The organism is Vibrio tapetis subsp. quintayensis (assembly GCF_030409945.1).
In the GTDB taxonomy this organism is placed as follows: domain Bacteria; phylum Pseudomonadota; class Gammaproteobacteria; order Enterobacterales; family Vibrionaceae; genus Vibrio; species Vibrio quintayensis.
In genome coordinates this window covers 617835-640874 of record NZ_JAUFQV010000026.1, presented here as the reverse complement: position 1 = coordinate 640874, position 23040 = coordinate 617835, and the positions used below count along the sequence as shown (strand labels likewise).

The window sequence follows — 23040 nt, the reverse complement described above, 5'->3', positions numbered from 1 at the left end:
GGAGCATAAACTTCTACGTTTCAATTGACAGTGGGGGTCATATCAACGCCTTGCTAAGCGGTGAGTGGGCGTGTGCCATGTCTGAGCGAAGCGAGTCCGGCACACGTTCACGAATCCGACTTAAGCAATTTGTTATATGCAACTATGCTTCGTATCTATTTTTCATTTGTATTGCGACATGTTCAATCTCTGGGTAAATCGTAGACTTCATGATCCCCAATGATGCCAACTGATCTAGAATCTTTTGCTTATTTTCCTTCATAACAATTAGTCTTTTTGAGTCGATAAGTAGCTGTTTACTTTCAGTAAAGTCAGCACAATTTTTCTTCGTACCATTTATTCCAAAAAGTAAAAACGCCCCTTCTTGCTTAATAATCCTTGGGTTATCAAGCTTCGGTTTAACGCAAACAACCGATTCTAAATGCTCAGCTTTAATTACCGACTTAAAATATGGTTTTTCTTCCTTTATTTCGTGTAAAAGCAATTCAATATCTTCCTGTTTATTAAATTCTTTTTTTTCTAACAACTTAATATTCTGAATTGAAAACGTAGGCGGTCTACGAGCTAAATTTGCGATAACAGAAACGGTATCACTATCATAGAACTTAATATCATCTAAATTAAAGTCATAGATTATGACTTCTCCATCATCATGCTCTTCACTACTACAAGCAAAGAAAAGTGCAATTAGTGGGTTTTTGGTTATATCAAGTAGCCTACTTGGTAGGAAGTAGTGTTGCATTTTCACGAGGTGTTCAAATGTACTTCTAGCGTCTTGGAAATCATTAGGGCATTTAGTTATGATTTCTCGATACATTCTATGCTCATTTTCAATTAATCCATTATTTCTATAAATGGACGGTTGAGCTTTAAACCCAAAGTAACCCTGACCTCGATAATACAGTTCGCCATTTGAGTTCAGTTTCTCAAGCTCGGCTAAAAAAGTTCGAACACTTCCTATCGGGGTGTGTTTCTCGATAGAGTTTCGTTTATCACGATCATCAACTTCACTCTTTTGACTTTGATGTTGACGAAAGCTAATCATGTCTAACTTAGAAAATGTATCACTTACAGAGTAATTATCCTTATCTTCTATAAGAAGATTGGACCACTTCTTTCTTAAATAAGTTCTTACTGTAGGTAAACTCCACCCAGTGAAATCTGCTACTTCAGAGAGCTTGAAACTAGAGTTTGTTTTATGTTTTTCGGAGAAAAACGTAAAAGCTTTGTCTACATGACTCCATTTATCGGTTACCACTAAACTCTCCTTTGCATATAACGCCTTGCTAAGTGGCTGATAACGCACACCTAACCTAAAGCAACGCACCTTAATCACAAATCCAATTGGAACCAAAACTGCCAAGTGTTAGAAGTCCATTTGAGCAATTTGTTAGTTTGCCTACTATGGCCAAGCCAAAGGCTGGGTGCCAAGGTGCTGAATTGGTTACCAAACTAATGAATTCGAGCGCATAAGTAAACCGAACCGTTCAAAACTCAAACCACACCAACAAAACGCGCTTGGCTAAGAAGCGACATGGGCTAAAAACCTACGGTTCAACCCGCTTAAAATAAGAAAGGATTCATACGAAAAACTTGAAAACCGAGTGCGCGATTGCCCCACTTTACCCCACAATTTCAACACCAAAGAAGAAGCGCAAAAGATCATTACAAAAGAGAACCGAGTAAACGATAAAAACACAGGAAACGCATAATCACTGAGCCGGAAAGCAGCCCATGCGAGATGATAATTACGATGACAAATTTCGGAGAATGAACAGGAGTTTAGCTAGAGCGCAGAACCAAGCTTTAACCTTAAAACTCATTTCTGCACTTAGCAAACTAACATTGTTTAGTCGTCAACGATCCGCCTTTCACCCCTCTCCACAGGCACAAAGCTGTAATTCGCCTGCTTTCAAGCCAATGTCAAATACGGTAACTCGCCGGCTAACAACCACTGACTAAAATCTATTATTGTGTATTAACTCAATAGCTTGATACGCAATTACTTTCACTATCCTCTGCTTATCTGAGAAAAATGTCAATATTAGTCCTATGTTAAACGTGGTGATTTTTAAGGGGCAAGACATTCGAGATCACGTCAATGTGATGGAACTAACAAGATGTGTAAATGTAAGGGAGGAAAGAACCGTTAGATACCTATCAATCTTTTAAGGTCACTACGCTTTGGTCAGCAACTAAACACTCTTTCTTAGCCTTAGCAAACTGCTTGATATGATATTCGATTTTGGCGGCTTGGCTTTTATCGGCGGCGGGTTGCTGCCAAACGAGTTGTAATGGGCCTTTGCCGCGTAGCGCTTTGGCACCTTTACCCTGTTGGTGGGTAGCAAAGCGTTTTGCGACATCATTGGTAATGCCGCAATACAAAGCGTTGGACTTGGTTCGAATAAGGTAAACGAACCAAGGTTGCTCTGATTTTGGGGCTGGGTTAGCCACCTATCAGCTCATCGACTAAGGTTTTTAGCTCAGCCACTTGTTGTTTAAGTTCGCTGACTTCTGTTTCCAACGCATCAATACGGCTGTTATTGCCTGAAGGTGAAGCTGCTGGTGCCGCTGCGGCCAGTGCTTCTATATCCACTTCGCCACAAAACAGGTGTTGGTAGCGGCAGTCACGTTTGCCCGCTTCACGTGGTAGTTTCACCACAATAGGGCCAGATTCACGTGCGGCCATGGCATCTAGCACTTGCTCTACTTCTTTAACGTCTGTGAACGAGGTTAGGCGGTTGGTACGCGTTCTGATTTCACCTGGGCTTTGTGCGCCACGAACCAACATACTACAGACTATGCCGCGTTCTTGTTCGTTCAGCTGCAAATTACCAAATTCAGTATTACAAAAACGGTGACGGAATTTGGACACGCGGCTGTTAAAGCCACTTTCATCTGTGACCAATCGACGGTCAATAAGAGATTGCACACCGTCCATCACATCAGAATCAGATAAGTCTAGAACCGGGTCTCGGTTGCTTTTTTGGTTACAAGCGGTGGTTAAGCTATTTAGAGTTAAGGGATAGTGATCTGGAGTCGTCACTTCTTTTTCAATTAAACAACCAATAATACGTGCTTCAATTGCACTCAATTCAATACTCATAACGCTTTCCTTAATTGTTTATTCGCTTATTTCCATCATCATTAGCAGGCTATCAAGAGTCATGGTTCACTCACCTAAATCAAGACTCCTAATGACAAGTCAAAACAGGGACGCGTAGCCTCTTGCCATCTTCTTGTATCAGCATAATTTTAGCGTGACTTAGCTCAATTTCTACTAACTCTTGAAAGTCTCGCCCTTCACGATAAGCGCTTCTCAGTTTATCTTGAAGTTGTGACTGGTTTTCGGTGTCTTTCATGAGATCGTTTGTCTTCTTTATGATAAATCGAAGCGCTTGTGGCGCTCGTCATATCCTTGTCATTATTGGTTAGCATCATATAGCGAAGGGCCGAACAATACTACATCCAGCGGCCATCAAGCTTATTGGGTGGTGAAAAATTCGGCAGTAATCGCAAGGGATTGATCTTAAGTCTGTTAAGCGTCACTTTGTTGTGTTTTAATCAACGTAGACCTCATCTTCATGACCTAGTAGTAGGAAAAGGAATATATGAATAACGTATTTGAAATCGTAAACCAAGCTCGCCGCAAAAATAAGCTGAAGCGTGAACTTCAAGATAACGAAAAGAAGATTAGGGATAACACCAAACGTGTTGACCTACTAGACAATCTACAAGACTACATCAAGTCAGACATGACTCACGACGAAATCGTCGCAATCATCAAAAACATGAAAGCTGACTACGAAGATCGCGTGGATGATCACATCATCAAGAGTGCTGAAATTTCTAAAGCCCGCCGCGACATCAGCCGTAAAATCCGTGACCTAACGGAAGCAGACAAGCAAACTCACGGCAAGAAATAATCTTTTAAAGCCCGCTTTCCGAGTCTCTCTGTAGCGGGTTTTTTCTCCTCACTTTACTGCGACGCTTTATTCACCTCTTCTTTCCCAACAGATTCCGAAATCAATAATCTCTTATTTTGATGTAAACCGTTTGCGTAATCGCTAACCTTCACTTTCTCCATTAATGACTATTTTCGTTCTTATAACCAGTTGCTATAGTTCAGCCATACAAAAAACAAATGACCATTCGGGGCATGGAGCATCCCCCTTTATCTCATGAAGAGAAGAATTGGCTTCGGATCAGTCCGATACAAATTAGAGGGTCAAAATTATGGATTTTAATATGGTTGAAATTTTAGGTTACGCATCATCAGTCATGGTTGCGGTTTCATTAATGATGAAAGACATCGTGTTACTGCGTGTGCTTAACTTCATTGGCTGTGCATTGTTCACCGCTTACGGTGTAGCAATTGATGCAATGCCGGTAGTTGCAACAAACGGTTTTATCGCTTGTGTGAATGTTTACTTCTTAATCAAGATGTACAACGATAAAAAAGTTGCTGATACGGCATCTGCTGCTAAAGCATAAGCAAACAAAAGAATAATAAAAACCAGCGCATTGTCGCTGGTTTTTTGCGTTTAGGGTTACGCTAATGTACCACTAAGCTTGATAGTTCACGCCATCTAAGCGCTTACCTAAGCTGACTGAATCGTCCACTTGGAAACCTTGGCTGAGATAAAATTCGATCACTTTTTTGTTCGAACTTCTTACTTGAAGATTTATTTTCGGGCAGCCTTTCTCTTTAAGGCGCAGCTCCAGTTCAGCCATGAGCTGCTGGCCGTATCCGTTTCCCTGCATGCTTGGTTCAACCACTAAGTAATTGGCCCAGCCTCGGTGCCCTTCGTAGCCACCCATCACGCTGGCAACAATGCTTTGCCCTACTTCAGCCACTAAAAATAAGTCGGCCCCTTGAGCTAACTTGGTGGTGATGTCTTTATAAGGGTTGTTCCATGGCTTCACCAAATCGCACTTTGTCCATAATGCGACGATGGTTTCGGTATCTTCAATTTTGAATTCACGTATTTTCATCTGCTCTCCTTGCTCTACGCCCCACACTCTCTGTTTTAGGGATGATTTCCTTTTTAATCCCTAGTGATAGCCTAAAATTGAAGATGAAACAACATAAGATTGAAGTCATGAATAAAAACAAATTCGCAATCTATCAAGTATTTACTCGTTTGTTCGGCAATACGCATCAGGCTAATATTCCGTGGGGAACCAAAGAGCAAAATGGACTCGGGAAATTCAGCCACTTCACCGATTTGGCCTTAAAAGAAATCAAAGATTTAGGCATCACTCACATCTGGTATACCGGAGTGCCTCATCATGCCTTGATTGGGGACCATGCCGAAATAGGCGTGACTGGCGATCACCCAGTAGTGGTGAAAGGTCGTGCGGGATCTCCTTACGCTGTAAAAGACTATTACTCGGTAAACCCCGACTTAGCCGATGACCCAACCCAACGTATGGAAGAGTTTGAAGCGCTTATCCAACGTAGCCACCAAAATGGGCTTAAAGTCATTATAGACATCGTACCCAACCATGTTGCAAGGCAGTATAAGGGATTAAACAACCCCGCAGGTGTCATGGATTTTGGGTCTCAAGATGCCACCTCTGTTGAATACCACAAGCACAACAATTTCTATTACATTCCAGGCCAAGGGTTTGAAGCACCCGACATTCCCGAACAGTTTCAACCTTTGGGCAATAAACAGCTTACGTCGCTCATCGACCGATATTTGGAATTTCCGGCAAAGTGGACAGGCAACGGCGCACGCGCAGCTAAACCGAACTTTGACGACTGGTATGAAACCGCCAAAATCAACTATGGTGTAAGGCCCGATGGCAGCAAAGACTTCCCAATTTTGCCAGATGGTTACCAAAACAAAACTCACGCGCAGCACCTTGAATTTTGGCAACAACATGCGCTGCCCAATTCTTGGTATAAATTCCGAGACATTGCGCTGTTCTGGCTAGATAAAGGCGTAGATGGCTTCCGATACGACATGGCCGAGATGGTGCCCGTCGAGTTTTGGAGTTTCATGAATTCCAGTATTAAAGCGATCAATCCAGATGCATTTTTAATGGCGGAAGTGTACCAGCCCCACCTTTATCGAGACTATATTCAGTTAGGAAAAATGGATTATCTGTACGACAAAGTCGATTTATACGATGGGTTAAAGGCCATTATACAAGGCCACGCGTCAACGGCCTTAATCAGCGATGTCCGCAACCAGTATGACGATATTGAGCACCACTTGTTGCAGTTCTTAGATAATCATGATGAACAGCGTGTCGCGTCCCCACAGTTTGCGGGTTGCCCAGAAAAAGCAAAACCTGCGATGCTGATAAGCGCACTATTACGCAGCTCTCCAACCATGATTTATTTCGGCCAAGAGGTAGGAGAACCCGGCGCTGAAAACGCAGGATTTGGTCAACAGTCTCGCACTTCTATCTTTGATTACGTCGGAGTACCACACCATCAGCGATGGATGAACGACGGTAAATTCGATGGCGAGCAACTGACAAATGAAGAAAAGTCGCTCCGTTGCTTTTACCAAAATCTGTTGCAGTTCTCTCTAAACCACTCTGCTATTACGGCCGAATTCGACGATGTTTACGCCAACAACGAAAATGCACTGGGCAGGCATGGTTATGTATTTGGCCGTCATGATTCCAATCAGTTTGTATTGATTGCGGCTAACTTCGATGCAAGTGAAGCGTTAGAAGCCACCATCAATCTTTCTGCAGCCACAATAGATGCATGGCAATTGGCTGACGGTGAGTATCCGCTAAATGAGCACATTGATAACGGCGACGCTATTACCGTAAAAGTGAATAACGGCGTTGGGGTTGTGTCACTGCACTTACCACCATTGGCCTCGTACGCGTTCACGCTGTAAGCCAGCCATACTCACTCAGGTCACTTTCGGCTTTATCTCATTGAACTCTGTTTTAACTTTCAATGAATAGAATCACCGGCAAGTGACCTTTGTCATTTACCCCCTTTCATGTTTATTCAGCGTGCCCTCACAAATTCGTAATCGCTATAACCACCAAGAGTTCTCAATTATTTGAAATGGTGCTTAGTCACCTAGCGTGGAATAGTTTTTATCTATATCACGACTTGTTCCGGCTATTTTCTTAGTCACGATTCCCTCGTTAATATACTGCCTATAACAACAATAACTTACCCTAGCTTTTCGGTTCGACGAGTTAAGGCATGAATCTGATTTTTGATGGGACAACGATATGAAAAATATACTAAAGAAATTGTCAGTCTGCACATTGGCAACGTTGATGGCATCGCCTGTTTTTGCTATGGATGAAGGCGAAATTGTTATTTGGATTAATGGCGATAAAAGCTATGAAGGCCTAGCCAAAATCGGACAACAATTTGAAGAAGATACCGGCGTTAAAGTGACGGTTCAGCACCCTGAGTCTCTTGAGTCGCGTTTTCAACAAGCTGCGGCTACGGGGAGTGGCCCTGATATCGTTTTTTGGGCACATGACCGGTTTGGTGGCTACGCAGAGTCTGGTTTATTGCAGGAAGTGAACCCAAGTAAAGAATTCAAAAACAAACTGGCGGATTTTAGCTGGGATGCCGTCACCGTAAACGGGAAATTAGTGGGCTACCCGGTTGCCATTGAAACCCCATCACTTATTTACAACAAAGACCTCATCGATACACCACCAAAAACATGGGAAGAGCTCGCCGCACTGCACACCAAGATGCAAAAACAAGGCAAACAAGCCATCATGTGGGACGTGAAAAATGCGTACTTTACGTGGCCTATGATTTCATCTGGCGGTGCGTTTGCGTTTGAAAAAGTCGCTGGCGGTTATAACGCTGGCGTAACAGGCGTTAACAATGATGCGGGAGTGAAAGGGCTAGAGTTCCTCGTTGATTTGGTTAACCGCGACATTGTAAACCCAGATATGGATTATTCGGTATCGGAAGCTGAATTTAGCAAAGGGAACGTCGCCTTAACCATCAATGGGCCGTGGGCATGGGGTAATTTAGATAAGTTAGGCGTAAATTATGGTGTTGCGGTTCTACCTACATTAAACGGCGGTACAGGTAATCCGTTTGTTGGCATTTTGAGTGCTGGCATAAACGCCGCGAGCCCAAATGGCGATCTCGCTGTTGAGTTCATCGAGAACTATCTGTTCCTTGATGATAACCTGAAGATCATGAATGACGATAAGCCACTTGGCGCGGTTACTCTTAAATCGTTCCAGAAGATCATCGAAAGCGACGAGCGAATTCGTTCTACCATGATCAATGCGGAAAACGGTGAGATCATGCCAAACATCCCTCAGATGACGGCTTATTGGTTCGCTGAAGGCGCGGCTATTGAAAACGCCATGCTTGGTAAGCAAACCAGTAAAGAAGCGTTGGATACGGCTGCCAAGCAAATTATTAAAAAATAGCCGGCTCGTACTCTAGCCTCAAGTCGCCCACTCACTGGTGGGCGCTTTCTACTTTCTACTTTCTACTTTCTACTTTCTACTTTCTACGACTGCGCCACGTATCAGACTTGATTTCAAACAGGCAATGACGCTCTAAGGCATGTCCTTTGGGTAGCTTAGGGCTATCGAAATCTTGGTCGATATTGATCATTCCAATTTTACTCATCACCCGTTGTGACGGTATGTTTGGCAACGCGGTAAAGGCATAAACCTGTGCAAGATTGAGTTGTTCAAATGCAAACTCTAACGCTTTTTCTGCCGCTTCTGGCGCGTAACCTTTGCCCCAATATTCAGAAGACAACCGCCAGCCGATTTCAATCATTGGCGTATTTGGGATCTCCGGTGCGGCTTGCTTATGCAGCCCAACAAAACCGATAAACTCACCACTGGATTTAAGCTCAACCGCCCAAAACCCAAAACCGTTGGCTTCAATCAATGAGTGAATAAGATCAGCCTGAGCATCACTTTCCGCTTGGTTCAGTAATGCCGGGAAATACGTCATGACTTTTGGGTCAGCATTCAATTTCGCGTAACCGGGCTTATCGTCGTCTTTCCACTGGCGAAGTATGAGTCGCTCTGTTTCCAATGGGTATCTCATTGGTTTTCTCCTAACAACTTATAGAAAATAACGGTCGCGTCCAATTCACCATTTGAACTCAACGCGAATTGAGGAATTTGACCGGATTCGATGTAACCTAATTTGCGATAAAGATCTGAGGCAACGTCTCCTTTGCGCGTATCCAATACCAACAGGGAAAGACCTAGCTCTGTACTTCGTTCTTCCAGCGTCTGCATTAATAATGTGCTGATGCCTCGGCCACGGGCGCTGGTTTTAACCATCAGTTTTTCAATTTCACCGCGATGACGGCCATTACGTTTCGTACACAAAGAAAGCTGCACCACACCAAGCAGTTGGTTATCTTCAACCGCTAGCCATATTTTTCTAGTATTATTGGCCAAATCACTTGCGACACCTTGCCAGTATGCTGTTACTTCTTGATGGTCTATCGGCATAATAAAGCCCACAGACGCGCCACTTGAAACGCAATCAATCAACAGGGTTTCTAACGACGGTTGGTAGCCATCGAGTGAGGGTAATTCAATAATATTCATGACGTTTCCTTGTCTATCGTTTTCCATGTTGCCGTTTTCGTTTTCTGTTTTCTGAATCGCTGCTTTACCATTCACATAAGCTCTATGGCTCTATGGCTCTATGGCTCTATGGCTCTATGGCTCTATGGCTCTATGGCTCTATGGCTCTATGGCTGAATAGCTGAATAGCTGAATAGCTTACAAACCTTCCCACATGGCTTCTATTTCTTCATCCGTCGGCATTTTGCTTTGCTCAATTGTCTTAATAACTCGGCATGGGTTTCCCACGGCAACAACATCGGCAGGAATGTCTTTGGTCACCACACTTCCAGCCCCAATGACGCTGCGATCACCAATGGTCACACCATCGAGAATAATGGTTTTTGCGCCTATCCAAACGTTATCACCAATCACGATGGGGTTCGCTGTCGCCACTGGTCTTACTCGCTCTGCTAAATCAAGTGGATGTCCAGCGGTGGAGATGACGGTATCTGGGCCAATTTGAACGTATTCGCCGATGGTAACAGTGGCAAGATCGAGTATTTTCACCCCTGTATTCAGAAAACCACCTTGTTTGAAGTGGATGTTTTTGCCCATATCACAATAAAATGGCGGGACGATGTGTACTTGGTTCGCAGAGCCCAGGATTTCGCCCAGCAATTGGTTTCGATACTCTAATTCGGACGGGCGAGAGTGGTTAAAATCATAGAGTTTTTCTTTCACTTGAGTTTGAAAGTCAAAAAGTGATTGATCGATAGGCAGTTGTATTTCAAAGTCGGCAATGCGTTGGCTCATCATGATTCCTCTGTCCATAAGAAACATTGAGCTTATGTCAATCAAGTAGGTATGTGAAGCCTAAGTATTAGAAAGGGCTGAGTTTCTTCCTGAAACCTTGTCGCAACTCGTAAATGCCTCTTTGTAAAAAAGAACAAGCACCGCGATTGCAGTGCTTGTTAACTTTTTTTGATTAGTAGCAATTACCGACTAAATGCTAGGTCAATTTTTGGCGGTAGGTTTGCCTTTACGGCTACCAAACACGTTCACGAGAGCGCCCAATACAATCATAATGCCACCAGCCCAAGTCCAAGCCGATGGCAGCTCACTAAAGAACAACCAGCCGAAGAAGATAGAAAATACAACCTGTACATAAGAGTACGCGGTCGCTTTGCTGGCCACTTCAGTTTTCATCGCCTTAGTTAAGCCAACCTGCCCTATTTGGGTAAAAATACCAATCAGAACCAATAGAACGATTCCTTCCATGTTCGGCATAACAAAGTCATCACCGAGCAAAAAGATGGATAAAGGCAAAGCAATAAGAGGGAAATAGAAAATAATGACCGAGCTGTCTTCTGTGGTACTTAATCGCTTCACAATCACATAGGCAATAGCACTACCAAACGCCCCCATCAGCGCTATTCCAACGCTCAGTAATGGCAGATCAGATGCCGTACCCGCCATGTATGCAGGGCTTACGATTAGGCCAAGACCTAGAAGACAGAACACGATACAAATCATGGTTGATATTTGAATGCGTTCTTTTAAAAAGACTAACGCCAATAATGCGGTAAATACAGGGTGCAAATACTGCAAAATGGTCGCTTCTGCTAACGGTAATGTCGCCACCGCGTAGTAAACGCATATCAGGGCCAATGAACCCGCGGTTCCTCGGGCGATAAGCAGTTTTTTGTTATTTCCCCATACTGAAATGCGTTTACGCTTCACGTCGATATAACTGATCACCAGCGAGACTAAAGCACGCGCAGCCACAATTTCAAATACGGGAATGCCGTGAGCACTAACAAGCTTTACGCAGCTGGTCATCAAAGCAAAGGCGAAAGCAGACATAAGCATGAATCTTACGCCCACAGGGAAGCTGCTTAACGAAGGAAATAACATAGCAAGTTACGAATTTATAGATAAGAACACGAATGATACGTTATTTAAGCTCGTGGGAATATCATTCCTCAATATTTATCATTATTGCTTTGGTGATCTGTTGTTTATTCTCTTCTAGATAGTTTATATCAGCTAAGTACGCTAAATGATGGCCATCCATCAAATTTTGCTTAAACGCTTGATTACCTTTATTTGCTTCTGACTTCATATACTCCACGACAGCGGCAAGACGATCCATCATCACGACAACCAAGTTGCTGCGTTGATCTGGTGTTGCCTGATAAGCGTCACAGAACAATTTAGCTCTGGCTATTTGCTGCTCTAGGTTACCCATTCTGTCATAGCTGTCTGTCTTGAATGGAGCCCAGCAATAAATAGAGAATGCCAGATCCCATACTTTTGGTGCAGGGTGTGCCGTATCAAAATCAAACACGCCGACGACTTCTTCTCCATTCAACGCCACGTTATAAGGGGTGAAATCACCGTGGCAGATCACTTCAACCGGCTGACGACTTGGCTGCATCCACGTGTGAGAGCTTAACTCTGTACACTGAACAAATTGCGCAGACACTTCATGAAAGTGAGCCAATATTCTGGCCCCAGAAACCAAGGCCATTTCACTGGCTATCGGCCCTGTAAGGGGGTAGTTATAGGTATCCCCTTCCACAAAGGAAAGACGCTCTCTCTTTTCATTATAATCAATAGGTTGAGGACAACACGTAAAGGCATGTGAGTGTAAAAAATTGAGTAGATCATGAACACTGCCGGTGCATCCTAAAGCGGGGCGAACAACATGATCGTCATTTCGATATATGCCACCTCTCCCGCCTTGCAATACTTCCATTAAAGCCCCTTTTTTATTGTTCAACTAAGATGACTTGCTCGGTATCAAACCCTCTTTGCTTAGCCATCAACATAAATTTATCAATAATAGTCTGATCCACTTGTGGAGTACGCGCTAGCAGCCATAAGTAATCCGTATCTGGGCCAGATACAAACGCATAGTCGTAGCCGGCTTTTTCAAGCTCAAATACCACATATGAACCGTAGAAAGGCCCAAAGAACGATACTTTCAAATACCCTTCATCAGAATTATCAACGAAATAGGCTTTGCCTTCTGCCTCACTCCATTCGTTCTTTTCAACGGAAAAACCACGGTTGATTACTTTCACTCCACCATCTTCTTTGAGGGTATATTCCGCAGAAACTTGGCTGAGCCCACGTTCAAAAGAATGATCGAGACGGGCGATTTCATACCATTTACCCAAGTAACGATCTAATTCAAAGTTTTGAACCGGCTCAACATTTTTGGGCATGCCTAAACAACCCGCTAGGCCAAACAGGCTCATCAATACCAATAATTTTTTCATGATGACTCTCCCTTTTGTGATTTCATTACCCATTTAGCACGCCATTCCGGAGCGTCATAATCGTCGGGCCAGAATTCAATTTGCTTGCAAATACGGCCGCCACTGACCGTGTGAAAGGTTATCGCTCTCGCCTTTTGCACCCCGTCAGTTATCGATACGTCGGTGACTACTTGGGCCATTTCACAGACCACACTATTGATTTGAAAGTGCCACCTACCATTAGCTGGATATTGGGTATTAATTGCGGTGAAATTATCGCGGCCCAATACTCGTTCATTCGACTGTGGCCAAATGCCTTCGAAGTCTTCACTTAACCAAAGGCTCGCTTTTTCAAAATCGTTACTTTGCATTTCTTGCCAAAACGCCAACACCACTTGCTTTGCATCCATTGCTTTTATTCCCTATTCATTATTGCCCTTAGCGAGCATACTCAGTTATTTTCGGCTACCAATCAATTTTTGACGGCAACCACCGAGTAAGTGTGCCAATGTTTTTCTCGGCCTAATGCTGTTTTGCCTAACTCGTTTCTTTCGTCAAATTGAATAATGTCAAAATCGCTAAAAAGGTCTTCTATTTGAAGCCTAGATATCGGGTTGGTTTGGTGTTTTCCCTCTAATACCCAACTGTCATCAATGCCTAAGAAGTCGCCAGAGAACACCCCTCCCGATTGCAAACTTTGGTTTATTGCTCGCCAAGTTCTAGGGAAGTGAAATGGGTCCGAAAAATACAAGCTAGAGTGGGCAATCACGACACCACATTGGCCGTATTGAAATTGTTCAAAACTGCTATGCGCGATAACAACAGAATCATCCTTGCTAAACCTCTTTTTACACAATGCTACTGAGTCTTCATTGATGTCAAAACCGTTCACTTGATAACCCAGTTGACTGAGGTAATGAGCATCGCTGCCCGTGCCACACCCACAGTCAATCGCAGTAAGCACGCCCGATGTATTAAGCTCTGCCGCTAGTTGGGTTCTAACATGGTGCGGCTTATTCTTTGTTTGTTTGTAGTAGTCTTGCCAGAGTATTTTATTTCGATTCATCAAACACCTATCTCCATACGTTTCACACGCAGCAACGGATCATAGTTTGCGGTAACTTTTATAAGTTTAATTACTTTGATAAGCGAATTTAAACGGAATTTCAAAGAATAATATGTAAAATTGGGAGGTGGAATCCAATGGAGTTTAAAGGGTGCGACCTAATAAGCGGAACGAGTAAATTATGGTATTTTTGAGCTAAGAGCCAATTCAACACGTGTGTGAATTGGCTATGCGTTAGAGAGGGTTATTCGATAAACTAAACGCAACATGTCCTTGTGCTGAATACCATGTTCGTAAATGGGGTCAGGGTAATGGTTAATAAAAAAGTCAGTCCAAATAGCGTCAACTCGAAAGCCATGTTTTTGGTAAAAACTCAGCTGATACCCAAAACTTCCCGTTCCCAACTCTACTTCCAGCATTCCTTTTTTTTCGACCGCATCTATAACATAGCTAAGGAGCTCGGCTCCATATCCCTGCCCTTGAACATCCGGTTTTACGGCAATATTAAACAACTCTGCCTTATGCTGGCCAACCTGTTTGATGACACATACTGCAACAAGGGTTGATTCAACAAATAAGCCAAAACACCAAGAATCATTAAGGTATTTTTGAATGCATGCTTCAGACGGATCGGCCTCTAGCAGTAATGCCATTGGCACTTCTTGAGAAGGTACCTGCTTAATTACTCGATAAATTGCCATGTACCTGCTCCGTCAAATTTCCTCACTATAATGTCATCAAGTAGCGTCGGGGCAAACATTCTGTAGTTAACAGAAAGCCGAGATGTGGGTGATGAATCGACCGATGTGTAATGCGTATGACACCCGCATACGCTGCAATGGTGAAAGCGAATTAAATGGTCACCATGTGAGTAGCTACTTAACGGAGCAGATTTGACGGTCACCTCAACCTCTTGTTCCGTCAGATGCCCCCAAATAGCCCCCACTCGAAAACATATCGAACAGTTACAACTTGTCGCCGTTTGAGTTGCTGTAGGGATGGAAATTTGAACGTTACCACAATGACACTGACCAGAGATCATGTTGTTATCCTTAACACTAAAATGAACAGCCTAAACACGAGAACACACTACTTGTTGATGCCGTCGAGAAGCTGCCTCGCTTGTTTTGGTGTTCTGACCCGAATGAAGCGTATATGTTGATATTCTTCCGACGCCATCATTTTTTCATAACGATCTCGGTTACTAGCATGATGATTAATCATCCATAGTAAAACCGACTCTTTACTCATAAATGTTCTGCGAAAGCTTTCCTTATTGCCGGTTCCAGGCCACAGTTCTGCTTTCGTCACCACTCGAATTATCGCTCTTTTTGTCGCTTGATAAAAGGTACGAATAAAGCTGTAATCAACCCAAATGACCGTATCGACATTAGCCCATTTAATGGGCACTGTCCTATTATAGTTTCCGTCGAGCACCCAAGAAGATTGCCCTGTGACCATTCTTAGATCAGCAAATAACACTTCATCAGAGACGCCCTGCCAATTGGCTCGCCAATATAGCGCATCCATTTCGTAAAATGGCGCGTTGACCTTGCTTGCCAGTGCTCGCCCTAGCGTGGATTTGCCACTTCCACTGGTTCCTACAATGTTAATTCGTTTCATGAGTGATATCCGTTTTATAAAACAAGCCAGATGCGGGTTGCGAATTCTAGATAATAATTCTCATTAACACCAGTGCGTTTTGCAATTTATTGATATAACTATACTAAAAGGCCCAGCAAATTTGCTGGGCCTTTGTCACGGAGCAATAACAACAAGCGCTACACGGCTACAAAAGAATGAACATGCCAGCTAAACAAGCACTCATTAAGTTAGCTAACGTGCCTGCAATAACGGCTTTGAAGCCGAGGTTTGCCACTTCAGCACGACGCTCTGGTGCCATAACACCAATAGAACCCAGTTGAACCGCAATCGAGCCAATATTTGCAAAGCCACACAAGGCGAACGTAACGATCACTTGGGTGTGTTCTGAAAGTAGCGCTTTGTTTTCAATGAAATCAATAAACGCAACAAATTCATTCATCACCACTTTTTGGCCAATGTATGAACCCGCCATTAATACTTCATGACTCGGTACACCGATCAACCACGCTAATGGCGAAAATAGGTAACCAAATATCGCTTGCAGAGTAACGCCTTCAAAGCCAACTAACCCACCCAGTGATTCTAAGCCAGTATTGACCATCGCAATCACACTCACGAACGCAATCAACATGGTGCCCACGGCAACCGCGACTTTCATGCCATTCATTGCGCCACTTGCAAGCGCGTCAATCACATTGCTTTGGTCGCCACTGTCCATAGAGATGTCGAGATGTTGCTCTGGCGTACCTTGTTCTGGGACTAAGATTTTCGCCATTAATAGGCTACCCGGAGCGGCCATGAAGCTCGCGGCAATCAGGTATTTAAGCTCTACCCCTAAACCAGCATAACCGCCAAGCACACTGCCAGCAACCGAAGCCATACCACCCGCCATTACGGCAAACAGTTCAGAGCGAGTCATTTTGGCAAGAAATGGGCGAATAAGAAGTGGAGACTCACCTTGAGAGAGGAAAATATTACCCGTTGCTACCAAAGATTCCGCTTTACTGGTGCCTAGGAATTTTTGAATGGCACCACCCAAGACTTCAATGACTTTCTGCATAATGCCCAGGTAATAAAGCGCGGAGATAAGAGCACTAAAGAAGATGATGATTGGAAGAACGCGAATGGCAAAAATAAAACCAGTACTGGCAAGGTCACCAAACAGGAAAGCGATCCCTTCATCAGCAAAACCTAACAAGCTCGATACGCCACTACTTAGGCTACCGAGTGCTGCCTGTCCCCATGGGAAATATAACACCAATGCAGCAAAACCGACTTGCAGCATCAAGGCTCTTGAAACGGTTTTCCAATTAATGGCTTTGCGGTTTTCAGAAAGGAGGAACGCACAAAACATCAGTGCAAACATGCCAATTAGGCTAAAGAGTACATTCATCATCTTAGTTCTTCTCCGAATCAAGTTGCTCGGAAAGCAAAGACGCAGATCGCATCGCGTTCGCGTAAGAAGAAGTAAAGATAGAGGCAGGAGCAAAAAGCCTACCAAAAACAGATTGGAACGACAAAGTCATTGTATTTCACCTTATACAAGCAGTTAAAAACAGCTGGTCCGGTCCGTGGGGTCATTCACTACATCGACTTGGGTGAAACACTGGTTACAAGTAACGCAGAGCCCATTGCCAAGAGATAATCTCCATGTGACGGCTTGTATTGGCTAAGCATCGGCTGTAACCGAGCGAGAAGTATAGCGATCAAAACGAGACTTTCATCACATTTCTTTACGCAAACGTTCGCTCGGCCATAATTTAAACGAATTGATTGCAATTGAACCATAAAAAAAGCCAACTCATTACAAGTTGGCTTATGATTAGTGGCGTTCAAAGAGTGCTAAAACTCGATTTTTGGTGTTATGCGTGCTCTGGAGGCAATAGAAAAACCCCATTAGGGTTAATCGTTAGATAGGCGTGATCCGAATTGCTTGCATCAAACTGCGACGAGTTAAGTTGCAATAGCATTTCTTGATCTTGCCATTTCACCATCACTTCGTACATCGCGCCCATGTAGGCAATACTCAAAACTTGGCACTGCTGACAAGCTTCTCCTTCTTCAGTCAGCAAAATCGCTTCCGGGCGTACCCCTATCTGATAATGCCCAGGGGCGATGCCTTTTACATTATCTTCAACGGCGGCTAATTTATAACCTTGAATATCAATTTCACTGCCCGTGAAGTCTCCTTCAAACATGTTAGCCTCACCCATAAAATTGGCCATGAACATCGATGATGGATGCTTATAAAGCTCCGTTGGGCTGCCCTCTTGCATAATTTCGCCATCTTTCATTACGATAACTGTATCGGAAACCGCAAACGCTTCAGACTGATCGTGCGTTACATACAGCGAGGTAATGTTAAACCTTTGCTGAAGATCACGAATGGTTTCGCGCATGTTTCGGCGTAAGTTGGCATCGAGGTTACTTAAGGGTTCATCAAACAACAGTACTTTGGGCTTTAACACTAGTGCCCTTGCGAGCGCCACTCGCTGTTGCTGACCACCGGAAATTTGGTCCACAAAACGTTCACCAAACCCCTCTAAGTCCACCAGCGTCAATGCTTCATCTACACGCTTATTCAACTCAGATTTAGATAAACCAAGCATTTTAAGGCCATAGCCTACATTCTCATGCAGCGACATATGTGGAAACAAAGCGTACGACTGAAACACCATACAAATATCTCGATGCTGAATCGACGTATTGGTTACGTCTTCCCCATCAATAAATATCTGCCCACTGGTTGGCTTTTCTAACCCAGCGACCAAGCGTAATACCGTTGTTTTTCCACAACCAGACGGGCCCAATAGCGTAACCAAACTGCCTTTCTTGATTTCCAGATCCAAGTCACCAATAACGGTATTGTCACCAAAGCGCTTACAGACGTTCTTTAAGACTACAAAGTTTTCATTTTCCATGAGTTAATTCTCCGGTTACGACTCTTGGTTATTGGCTTTGGAACGAGAAACTCGCGCTTCACCGACAAGGGAATCAAATATTAAAATAATGGCGAGCATCACCACGATAAGGATCGAGCCGTAGGCTATAGCAATGCCGTACTCACCGTCTTCTACTCGGTTTAGAATGTAAGACGTTGCTACGCGGGTTTCTGGTGTTACCAAGAATATGATGGCGCTTACCGTTGTCATGGCTCTTACAAAGCTGTAAATCAACGTTGATAGAATCGCAGGACGAAGTAATGGCAACAGAACATGAGTGATGGTTTTGAACGAGTTGGCACGTAAGCTCAGTGAAGCCTCATCTAAAGACTTATCTAACTGGCCTAACCCTGCAATACCCGAGCGAATACCTACAGGGACATTTCTCATCACCATTGAGATAACCACAATGGCCGCTGTGCCCGTCAGGTAAACTGGCGCATCATTAAAGGCCAAGATGTAAGACACACCCGCCACCGTTCCCGGCACCGCAAAACAAAGCATGGTCGCAAATTCGATGACTTTCTTGCCGTGGAATTGCTGACGAACCACAATGTAGGCAATCAGTAATCCGAAGAAAGCGGTGATCGGTGCCGCGATACCGGCATAAGTCATGGTGGTAATCAATGAAGGCCAAGCACCCTCGCCCATTCCCATGCCAAATAAGTTAATGTAGTTTGCAAACGTCAGGCTGTAATCCACGCCCCAGTTAACAGTGAAACTGCCGTAGAAAATACTGCCGTAAAGCAATACGTTGAATGCCATCCAGAAATACAGAAGCCCCGAAACCCCATGTTTTATCGCCGTCGGCAATGGTTGCACGTCGCCACGGTAGGATTTACCCGAAATCGTTACGTATGAGCGCTTACCAATCCAGAGGTACTGCACAACAAAGATCGTCAAAGAGAACAACAGAAGTACCGCGCCTAATGTACTGGCAGAAGCGTAATCTAACTGAGCACCCGCAATGTAGAAGTATATTTGCGTTGCTAGTACGTCAAAGCTACCGCCCAATACCAACGGGTTACTAAAGTCCGCTAACGATTGAACAAAGATAATAAGGAAACTGTTGGCCAGCGCAGGTTTAAGCAATGGCATAACGATCTTAAAGAAGGTTTGGTAGCGGTTAGCACGGAGCGTATAAGACGCCTCTTCTAAAGAAGGGTGCAGCGACTTCATCGCGCCATCTAGGATCATGAATGACATAGGAGCAAACGCCAACACTTGCGCCATCCAAATACCGGTAAATCCGTATAACCAGTTGGTTTGCTCCAGCCCAAACCATTCGGCCATGAACTCAGTAATGTAACCTGAACGACCCAACATTAAAGTCACACCCAAGCCAACAACAAAGGGAGGCGTTACGATGGGTAGAATTGAAAATATACGCGCAATAAAGGCACTGCGCTTAGCAATTCGAGTGGTATAGATAGCGAAAATCAAACCAAAGAAAGTGGCACCAAGCCCCACAGAAGTGCCGAGCATCACTGAATTTAGGATGATTTGAATGATCTGCGCTCGGCCCAGAATATCCAAAAACTGCCAAGCGGCAAAATTGCCCATATCATCTTCAAACATAGGCACAAATATCGCGATACTCGGGAATATGATGAAGGTTGAAATCAATAGAATAATGGCGATTAAGGAGCCAATTACAAATTTGTCGCCACCAAGGTACTCAAGCCTAGAAAAGGCCAATGTCATTACGGCACTTAATCCGACAAATAGCGCGATGGTCGAATACCCCATGCCTTGCTGGGTTATCCAAGACGACAACACCACAAAAACCATGCAGAACGAAGCATAACCAATATCAAAATAGTGGCGTTTTTTCGCGTATTTGTCTTGTGCGGTTAACGGGCGAATAAGTAAGGCAAGCGGTAATAGAAACCAAGCCCATGAAATGTTGGTACTGCTCCAACCCATTGCGGCTCGGAACTCTTCAGGGGTAGATTCGAACACGCCCCAATCCAAGGCAAAAGAAGGCAGTAAAACAAAAGCAGCGAGCAAACCGAGCACCCAATAAAAAACAGGGTCTCTTTTGGCTGCACTGGACGTGACGTGTGCGGCTATTTCGTTCATTTTTTAACACCTAAAAGATGAGATAGGTCAGCGGCGCTTACCGCCAACCTAGGTAGAAAGGTCAAGTAAGAAATGGGCGTAACTTGAAATAGAGTGTTCCGTAATCAAGTGCGCCCAATTGAATGCTACTCGCCCATTTTCACAACGTTAACCCACTTGTTGATCAAGCGTTTACGCTCAGCAGATGAACCGTATTTGTCCATGTCGTAGCTGATCAAGTTGATTTGTTTAGGGTCAAGTGCGTTAGGGGATTGTTCAGCATTAACATTGGTTAAGATCTGGAATGACTGACCTTTTTTCCATGCCGTTTCTTGGCCCTGTTTGGAGAGTACAAAATCAAGGAACTTCTTCGCGTTATCTAAGTTACGAGCGCCTTTAATTACACTCACACCACCAATCTCATAACCCGTACCTTCACACGGAGATATAAGCTCTAGCGGAGCACCTTTAGATTGTTCTAACGAGTAATCGTGTAAGAAACCAATACCAATTGCGATTTCACCACGCGCCGCATTTCGAGACGGAGTCACACCGGATTTGGTGTACTGAGAAATGTTTTTGTCTAGATGCTTGAAGTATTTGAATGCTTTATCTTCATCCCATAACTGAATGAACGTCGCTAGCGCAGTGTATGCCGTACCTGAACTTTGAGGATCGGCGATTTGGATTTCGTCTTTGTATTCAGGCTTGGTTAAATCATTCCAGCAGCGAGGGATCGCTAACCCTTTTTCAGCAAGGCGTTCCTTGTTCACGCCAAAACCAAGAATGCCCATGTAAACCGCAGAAGAATAATTGCCTTTGCGTTTTGCCGGGTCTTTAAACCCTTCCATGATATTGTCTAGCTCTGGAGATACATAAGGGTGCAGCAGGTTCATTTCACCCGCTTGAGACTGAGGATCAAGCGTACCACCATACCAAACATCGGCTCTTGGGTTCTTTTTCTCCGCTTCAATTTTAGCTAGCGTACTACCAGAACCGTTACGGACAAACGACGTCTTCACATCGTATTTGTCAGAAAACGCTTTGGTTTCGGCTTCACACATTGCATTCGTTGCGCTGCAATAAACCACTAAGCGGCCATCAGCCATTGCTTGTGGCGCAATCGCCATTGAACCAAAAAGACAAGCGGCGAGTAGGGTACGTTTTGTTCTAACTTTCATGTTATTTCCTCTTATTATTTCCTTGTTACAAGGGCGTTGCTGTTTCAAAGCGGCAACGCGAGGAAAGTAACCGAAGTTACGACACTGCGACCCTCGTTCGCTGCTGAGCTTTAACGAAAGGTAATATCAACAGTCCGATCATCGCTGCACAGAGCGTAATCACGGCGAAGAATCCTTCCCAGCTGTAGTTTTCTATAATCAGTGCGATTGGGTAACCGGCAAGTGCCGCGCCTAAGTAGGCAAACAGCCCGACAAACCCTGTCGCGGTGCCCGCTGCGTCTTTGTGTGAACACTCAGCAGCGGCCATTCCTATCATCATTTGTGGCCCGAAGATGAAAAACCCGATGGCAAAAAAACAGCCAGATAGCACAACAACGTTGTCTAATGGGGTTAGCCACAATCCGGCTACAGAAACAAAAATCCCTAATGCAAAAATCAAATTCATTGGCGCACGGTTACCATGGAAGAATCGGTCTGAACCCCAGCCACCAAACAAAGAACCTAAGAAGCCACCCACTTCAAACATCGACACTGCGGTATTCGCACTAAGCAACTGATAGCCATGTTTTTGAATCAGGTATAAGTTGCCCCAGTCATTAATGGCAATGCGCACCACATACACGAGCAAATAAGAGCTACAGAGCAACCAAATGTACTTATTTCCCAATACATACGTTCTCAATATCTGGCGAAACGGTAATCCTCGCCCTTCTGCTTCGTGCTGTTTTTCCAATTCATCATTACGCCACTCACCAACCGTGGGTAAGCCCATGGATACCGGTTTGTCTTTCAGGCGAAAACAAAGGATAACGCCGACAATAATTGCCAAGGTGCCTGGCAGAATAAAACCAAATCGCCAGCCCCAAGTTATCGCTGCAAAGCCGATAGATATGGGTATCAACGCGCCACTTAAGTTGTGGCAGGTATTCCATATTGACCACCAGAAACCACGCTCGGTACGTGAATACCAACTGGTCAGAAGCTTTGCACACGGCGGCCAGCCCCAACCTTGGAAAAAGGCGTTCAGTGCCCATAAACCCGCAAACATTACCAAGGACGAACTCAACCCGAAGGCGATATTAATCATGCCCGTGGCAATTAAGCCCAAGCCCATAAAATAACTGGGTTTCGTTTGGTCGCTGACCATGCCAGACAGAAATTTTGAAGCACCGTATATCACGTAAAAAAGCGTTCCTAACACACCGAAATCCGAGGTGGTCATATTGAGTTCGCTTAACATTTCTGGCATTGCGAAATTGAGGCTCTTGCGGGTGAAGTAGAAAACCCCGTAGCCAAGATACATCGCTGCCATTAAGTGGATTCGCCAATATCGGTAACTTTCATCTATCTGACGCGGGTCAGGTGCAGATACAAAAGTCATCCTTTCTCCTTATTGCGAGATTGATGTT

The 23040-nt window shown here is 44.2% G+C and carries 26 protein-coding genes; 4 read left to right on the top strand and 22 right to left on the bottom strand.

Translation table 11 applies throughout. The annotated features are described in order from the left end of the window. Window positions 1–142: 142 nt before the first annotated feature. The 4 genes from QWZ04_RS13410 to QWZ04_RS13395 all read right to left on the bottom strand — a co-directional run bounded on the left by QWZ04_RS13410 (window position 143) and on the right by QWZ04_RS13395 (window position 3362). Window positions 143–1363 carry an FRG domain-containing protein gene (locus tag QWZ04_RS13410; protein WP_290328765.1) on the bottom strand — a complete coding sequence of 407 codons (1221 nt, stop codon included), beginning with the start codon at window positions 1361–1363 and terminating at the stop codon, window positions 143–145. Window positions 1364–2160: 797 nt separating this feature from the next. After that, window positions 2161–2454 carry a GIY-YIG nuclease family protein gene (locus tag QWZ04_RS13405; RefSeq protein WP_290328764.1) on the bottom strand — a complete coding sequence of 98 codons (294 nt, stop codon included), beginning with the start codon at window positions 2452–2454 and terminating at the stop codon, window positions 2161–2163. Next, a complete protein-coding gene (locus QWZ04_RS13400; RefSeq protein WP_290328763.1) occupies window positions 2447–3106 on the bottom strand; it encodes a YceH family protein in 660 nt (219 codons plus the stop codon). The genes QWZ04_RS13405 and QWZ04_RS13400 overlap by 8 nt, the downstream gene beginning before the upstream one ends. A gap of 88 nt (window positions 3107–3194) precedes the next feature. After that, a complete protein-coding gene (locus QWZ04_RS13395) occupies window positions 3195–3362 on the bottom strand; it encodes a hypothetical protein (RefSeq protein ID WP_290328762.1) in 168 nt (55 codons plus the stop codon). Window positions 3363–3611: 249 nt separating this feature from the next. Here QWZ04_RS13395 and QWZ04_RS13390 point away from each other — a divergent pair, with 249 nt between their 5' ends. Further along, a complete protein-coding gene (locus QWZ04_RS13390) occupies window positions 3612–3926 on the top strand; it encodes a DUF496 family protein (RefSeq protein ID WP_102525060.1) in 315 nt (104 codons plus the stop codon). 310 nt (window positions 3927–4236) lie between these two features. Then, window positions 4237–4494, top strand: coding sequence for a hypothetical protein (locus tag QWZ04_RS13385; RefSeq protein ID WP_290328761.1), 258 nt, complete (start codon window positions 4237–4239; stop codon window positions 4492–4494). Between the two features lie 72 nt (window positions 4495–4566). On the opposite strand, the gene QWZ04_RS13380 is transcribed toward QWZ04_RS13385, so the two are convergent. Then, entirely contained in the window at window positions 4567–4995 is a 429-nt protein-coding gene (locus tag QWZ04_RS13380) for a GNAT family acetyltransferase (RefSeq protein WP_290328760.1), read from the bottom strand. 107 nt (window positions 4996–5102) lie between these two features. On the opposite strand from QWZ04_RS13380, the gene QWZ04_RS13375 reads away from it, so the two are divergent. Together QWZ04_RS13375 and malE are read left to right on the top strand one after the other, a co-directional pair. Next, window positions 5103–6869 (top strand): alpha-amylase family protein, encoded by a 1767-nt coding sequence (locus QWZ04_RS13375; protein ID WP_290328759.1) that lies wholly within the window; start codon window positions 5103–5105, stop codon window positions 6867–6869. Window positions 6870–7218: 349 nt separating this feature from the next. Continuing rightward, entirely contained in the window at window positions 7219–8400 is a 1182-nt protein-coding gene (malE, locus tag QWZ04_RS13370; protein ID WP_290328758.1) for a maltose/maltodextrin ABC transporter substrate-binding protein MalE, read from the top strand. Window positions 8401–8476: 76 nt separating this feature from the next. Here malE and QWZ04_RS13365 read toward each other — a convergent pair whose 3' ends face one another. The 17 genes from QWZ04_RS13365 to uhpC all read right to left on the bottom strand — a co-directional run bounded on the left by QWZ04_RS13365 (window position 8477) and on the right by uhpC (window position 23012). After that, a complete protein-coding gene (locus QWZ04_RS13365; protein WP_290328757.1) occupies window positions 8477–9037 on the bottom strand; it encodes a GNAT family N-acetyltransferase in 561 nt (186 codons plus the stop codon). Next, on the bottom strand, window positions 9034–9552 hold the full coding sequence (locus QWZ04_RS13360; protein ID WP_290328791.1) for a GNAT family N-acetyltransferase: 519 nt from the start codon (window positions 9550–9552) through the stop codon (window positions 9034–9036). Before QWZ04_RS13360 ends, QWZ04_RS13365 begins: the two co-directional genes overlap by 4 nt. 177 nt (window positions 9553–9729) lie before the next feature. Then, a complete protein-coding gene (locus QWZ04_RS13355) occupies window positions 9730–10326 on the bottom strand; it encodes a sugar O-acetyltransferase (protein ID WP_290328790.1) in 597 nt (198 codons plus the stop codon). Between the two features lie 201 nt (window positions 10327–10527). Beyond that, window positions 10528–11427 (bottom strand): DMT family transporter, encoded by a 900-nt coding sequence (locus tag QWZ04_RS13350; RefSeq protein ID WP_290328756.1) that lies wholly within the window; start codon window positions 11425–11427, stop codon window positions 10528–10530. 61 nt (window positions 11428–11488) lie between these two features. Then, window positions 11489–12271, bottom strand: a complete 783-nt coding sequence (locus tag QWZ04_RS13345) for a phosphotransferase enzyme family protein (protein WP_290328755.1) — start codon at window positions 12269–12271, stop codon at window positions 11489–11491. 13 nt (window positions 12272–12284) lie between these two features. Next, on the bottom strand, window positions 12285–12797 hold the full coding sequence (locus QWZ04_RS13340; RefSeq protein ID WP_290328753.1) for a lipocalin family protein: 513 nt from the start codon (window positions 12795–12797) through the stop codon (window positions 12285–12287). Then, the gene (locus QWZ04_RS13335; protein WP_290328752.1) at window positions 12794–13186 is read right to left on the bottom strand and encodes a nuclear transport factor 2 family protein; all 393 of its coding nucleotides are present in this window, start codon (window positions 13184–13186) and stop codon (window positions 12794–12796) included. The genes QWZ04_RS13340 and QWZ04_RS13335 overlap by 4 nt, the downstream gene beginning before the upstream one ends. Window positions 13187–13248: 62 nt before the next feature. Then, a complete protein-coding gene (locus QWZ04_RS13330; RefSeq protein WP_290328748.1) occupies window positions 13249–13842 on the bottom strand; it encodes a class I SAM-dependent methyltransferase in 594 nt (197 codons plus the stop codon). Between the two features lie 227 nt (window positions 13843–14069). Next, window positions 14070–14543, bottom strand: a complete 474-nt coding sequence (locus tag QWZ04_RS13325; RefSeq protein ID WP_290328746.1) for a GNAT family N-acetyltransferase — start codon at window positions 14541–14543, stop codon at window positions 14070–14072. Next, window positions 14525–14884, bottom strand: a complete 360-nt coding sequence (locus QWZ04_RS13320) for a GFA family protein (RefSeq protein ID WP_290328744.1) — start codon at window positions 14882–14884, stop codon at window positions 14525–14527. Before QWZ04_RS13320 ends, QWZ04_RS13325 begins: the two co-directional genes overlap by 19 nt. Before the next feature lie 47 nt (window positions 14885–14931). Then, complete coding sequence (locus tag QWZ04_RS13315; RefSeq protein ID WP_290328742.1) at window positions 14932–15465, bottom strand: shikimate kinase; 534 nt, start codon at window positions 15463–15465, stop codon at window positions 14932–14934. 166 nt (window positions 15466–15631) lie between these two features. Next, window positions 15632–16840, bottom strand: a complete 1209-nt coding sequence (locus QWZ04_RS13310; protein WP_290328789.1) for a NupC/NupG family nucleoside CNT transporter — start codon at window positions 16838–16840, stop codon at window positions 15632–15634. 4 nt (window positions 16841–16844) lie between these two features. Further along, window positions 16845–16973, bottom strand: coding sequence for a hypothetical protein (locus QWZ04_RS13305; RefSeq protein ID WP_290328740.1), 129 nt, complete (start codon window positions 16971–16973; stop codon window positions 16845–16847). Between the two features lie 336 nt (window positions 16974–17309). Continuing rightward, a complete protein-coding gene (gene fbpC, locus QWZ04_RS13300; protein ID WP_290328738.1) occupies window positions 17310–18368 on the bottom strand; it encodes a ferric ABC transporter ATP-binding protein in 1059 nt (352 codons plus the stop codon). 15 nt (window positions 18369–18383) lie between these two features. After that, on the bottom strand, window positions 18384–20471 hold the full coding sequence (locus QWZ04_RS13295; protein ID WP_290328736.1) for an ABC transporter permease: 2088 nt from the start codon (window positions 20469–20471) through the stop codon (window positions 18384–18386). A 125-nt stretch (window positions 20472–20596) separates the two neighbouring features. Continuing rightward, a complete protein-coding gene (locus QWZ04_RS13290; protein WP_290328734.1) occupies window positions 20597–21631 on the bottom strand; it encodes an ABC transporter substrate-binding protein in 1035 nt (344 codons plus the stop codon). 76 nt (window positions 21632–21707) lie between these two features. Next, window positions 21708–23012 (bottom strand): MFS transporter family glucose-6-phosphate receptor UhpC, encoded by a 1305-nt coding sequence (uhpC, locus tag QWZ04_RS13285; RefSeq protein ID WP_290328733.1) that lies wholly within the window; start codon window positions 23010–23012, stop codon window positions 21708–21710. Between the last annotated feature and the right edge of the window lie 28 nt (window positions 23013–23040).

Coding starts and splice junctions, on each gene's coding strand:
- QWZ04_RS13400 (WP_290328763.1), bottom strand. CDS start 3,106: ATGAGTATTGAATTGAGTGCAATTGAAGCACGTATTATTGGTTGTTTA.
- QWZ04_RS13395 (WP_290328762.1), bottom strand. CDS start 3,362: ATGAAAGACACCGAAAACCAGTCACAACTTCAAGATAAACTGAGAAGC.
- QWZ04_RS13390 (WP_102525060.1), top strand. CDS start 3,612: ATGAATAACGTATTTGAAATCGTAAACCAAGCTCGCCGCAAAAATAAG.
- QWZ04_RS13385 (WP_290328761.1), top strand. CDS start 4,237: ATGGATTTTAATATGGTTGAAATTTTAGGTTACGCATCATCAGTCATG.
- QWZ04_RS13380 (WP_290328760.1), bottom strand. CDS start 4,995: ATGAAAATACGTGAATTCAAAATTGAAGATACCGAAACCATCGTCGCA.
- QWZ04_RS13375 (WP_290328759.1), top strand. CDS start 5,103: ATGAATAAAAACAAATTCGCAATCTATCAAGTATTTACTCGTTTGTTC.
- malE (WP_290328758.1), top strand. CDS start 7,219: ATGAAAAATATACTAAAGAAATTGTCAGTCTGCACATTGGCAACGTTG.
- QWZ04_RS13365 (WP_290328757.1), bottom strand. CDS start 9,037: ATGAGATACCCATTGGAAACAGAGCGACTCATACTTCGCCAGTGGAAA.
- QWZ04_RS13360 (WP_290328791.1), bottom strand. CDS start 9,552: ATGAATATTATTGAATTACCCTCACTCGATGGCTACCAACCGTCGTTA.
- QWZ04_RS13355 (WP_290328790.1), bottom strand. CDS start 10,326: ATGAGCCAACGCATTGCCGACTTTGAAATACAACTGCCTATCGATCAA.
- QWZ04_RS13350 (WP_290328756.1), bottom strand. CDS start 11,427: ATGTTATTTCCTTCGTTAAGCAGCTTCCCTGTGGGCGTAAGATTCATG.
- QWZ04_RS13345 (WP_290328755.1), bottom strand. CDS start 12,271: ATGGAAGTATTGCAAGGCGGGAGAGGTGGCATATATCGAAATGACGAT.
- QWZ04_RS13340 (WP_290328753.1), bottom strand. CDS start 12,797: ATGAAAAAATTATTGGTATTGATGAGCCTGTTTGGCCTAGCGGGTTGT.
- QWZ04_RS13335 (WP_290328752.1), bottom strand. CDS start 13,186: ATGGATGCAAAGCAAGTGGTGTTGGCGTTTTGGCAAGAAATGCAAAGT.
- QWZ04_RS13330 (WP_290328748.1), bottom strand. CDS start 13,842: ATGAATCGAAATAAAATACTCTGGCAAGACTACTACAAACAAACAAAG.
- QWZ04_RS13325 (WP_290328746.1), bottom strand. CDS start 14,543: ATGGCAATTTATCGAGTAATTAAGCAGGTACCTTCTCAAGAAGTGCCA.
- QWZ04_RS13320 (WP_290328744.1), bottom strand. CDS start 14,884: ATGATCTCTGGTCAGTGTCATTGTGGTAACGTTCAAATTTCCATCCCT.
- QWZ04_RS13315 (WP_290328742.1), bottom strand. CDS start 15,465: ATGAAACGAATTAACATTGTAGGAACCAGTGGAAGTGGCAAATCCACG.
- QWZ04_RS13310 (WP_290328789.1), bottom strand. CDS start 16,840: ATGAATGTACTCTTTAGCCTAATTGGCATGTTTGCACTGATGTTTTGT.
- QWZ04_RS13305 (WP_290328740.1), bottom strand. CDS start 16,973: ATGACTTTGTCGTTCCAATCTGTTTTTGGTAGGCTTTTTGCTCCTGCC.
- fbpC (WP_290328738.1), bottom strand. CDS start 18,368: ATGGAAAATGAAAACTTTGTAGTCTTAAAGAACGTCTGTAAGCGCTTT.
- QWZ04_RS13295 (WP_290328736.1), bottom strand. CDS start 20,471: ATGAACGAAATAGCCGCACACGTCACGTCCAGTGCAGCCAAAAGAGAC.
- QWZ04_RS13290 (WP_290328734.1), bottom strand. CDS start 21,631: ATGAAAGTTAGAACAAAACGTACCCTACTCGCCGCTTGTCTTTTTGGT.
- uhpC (WP_290328733.1), bottom strand. CDS start 23,012: ATGACTTTTGTATCTGCACCTGACCCGCGTCAGATAGATGAAAGTTAC.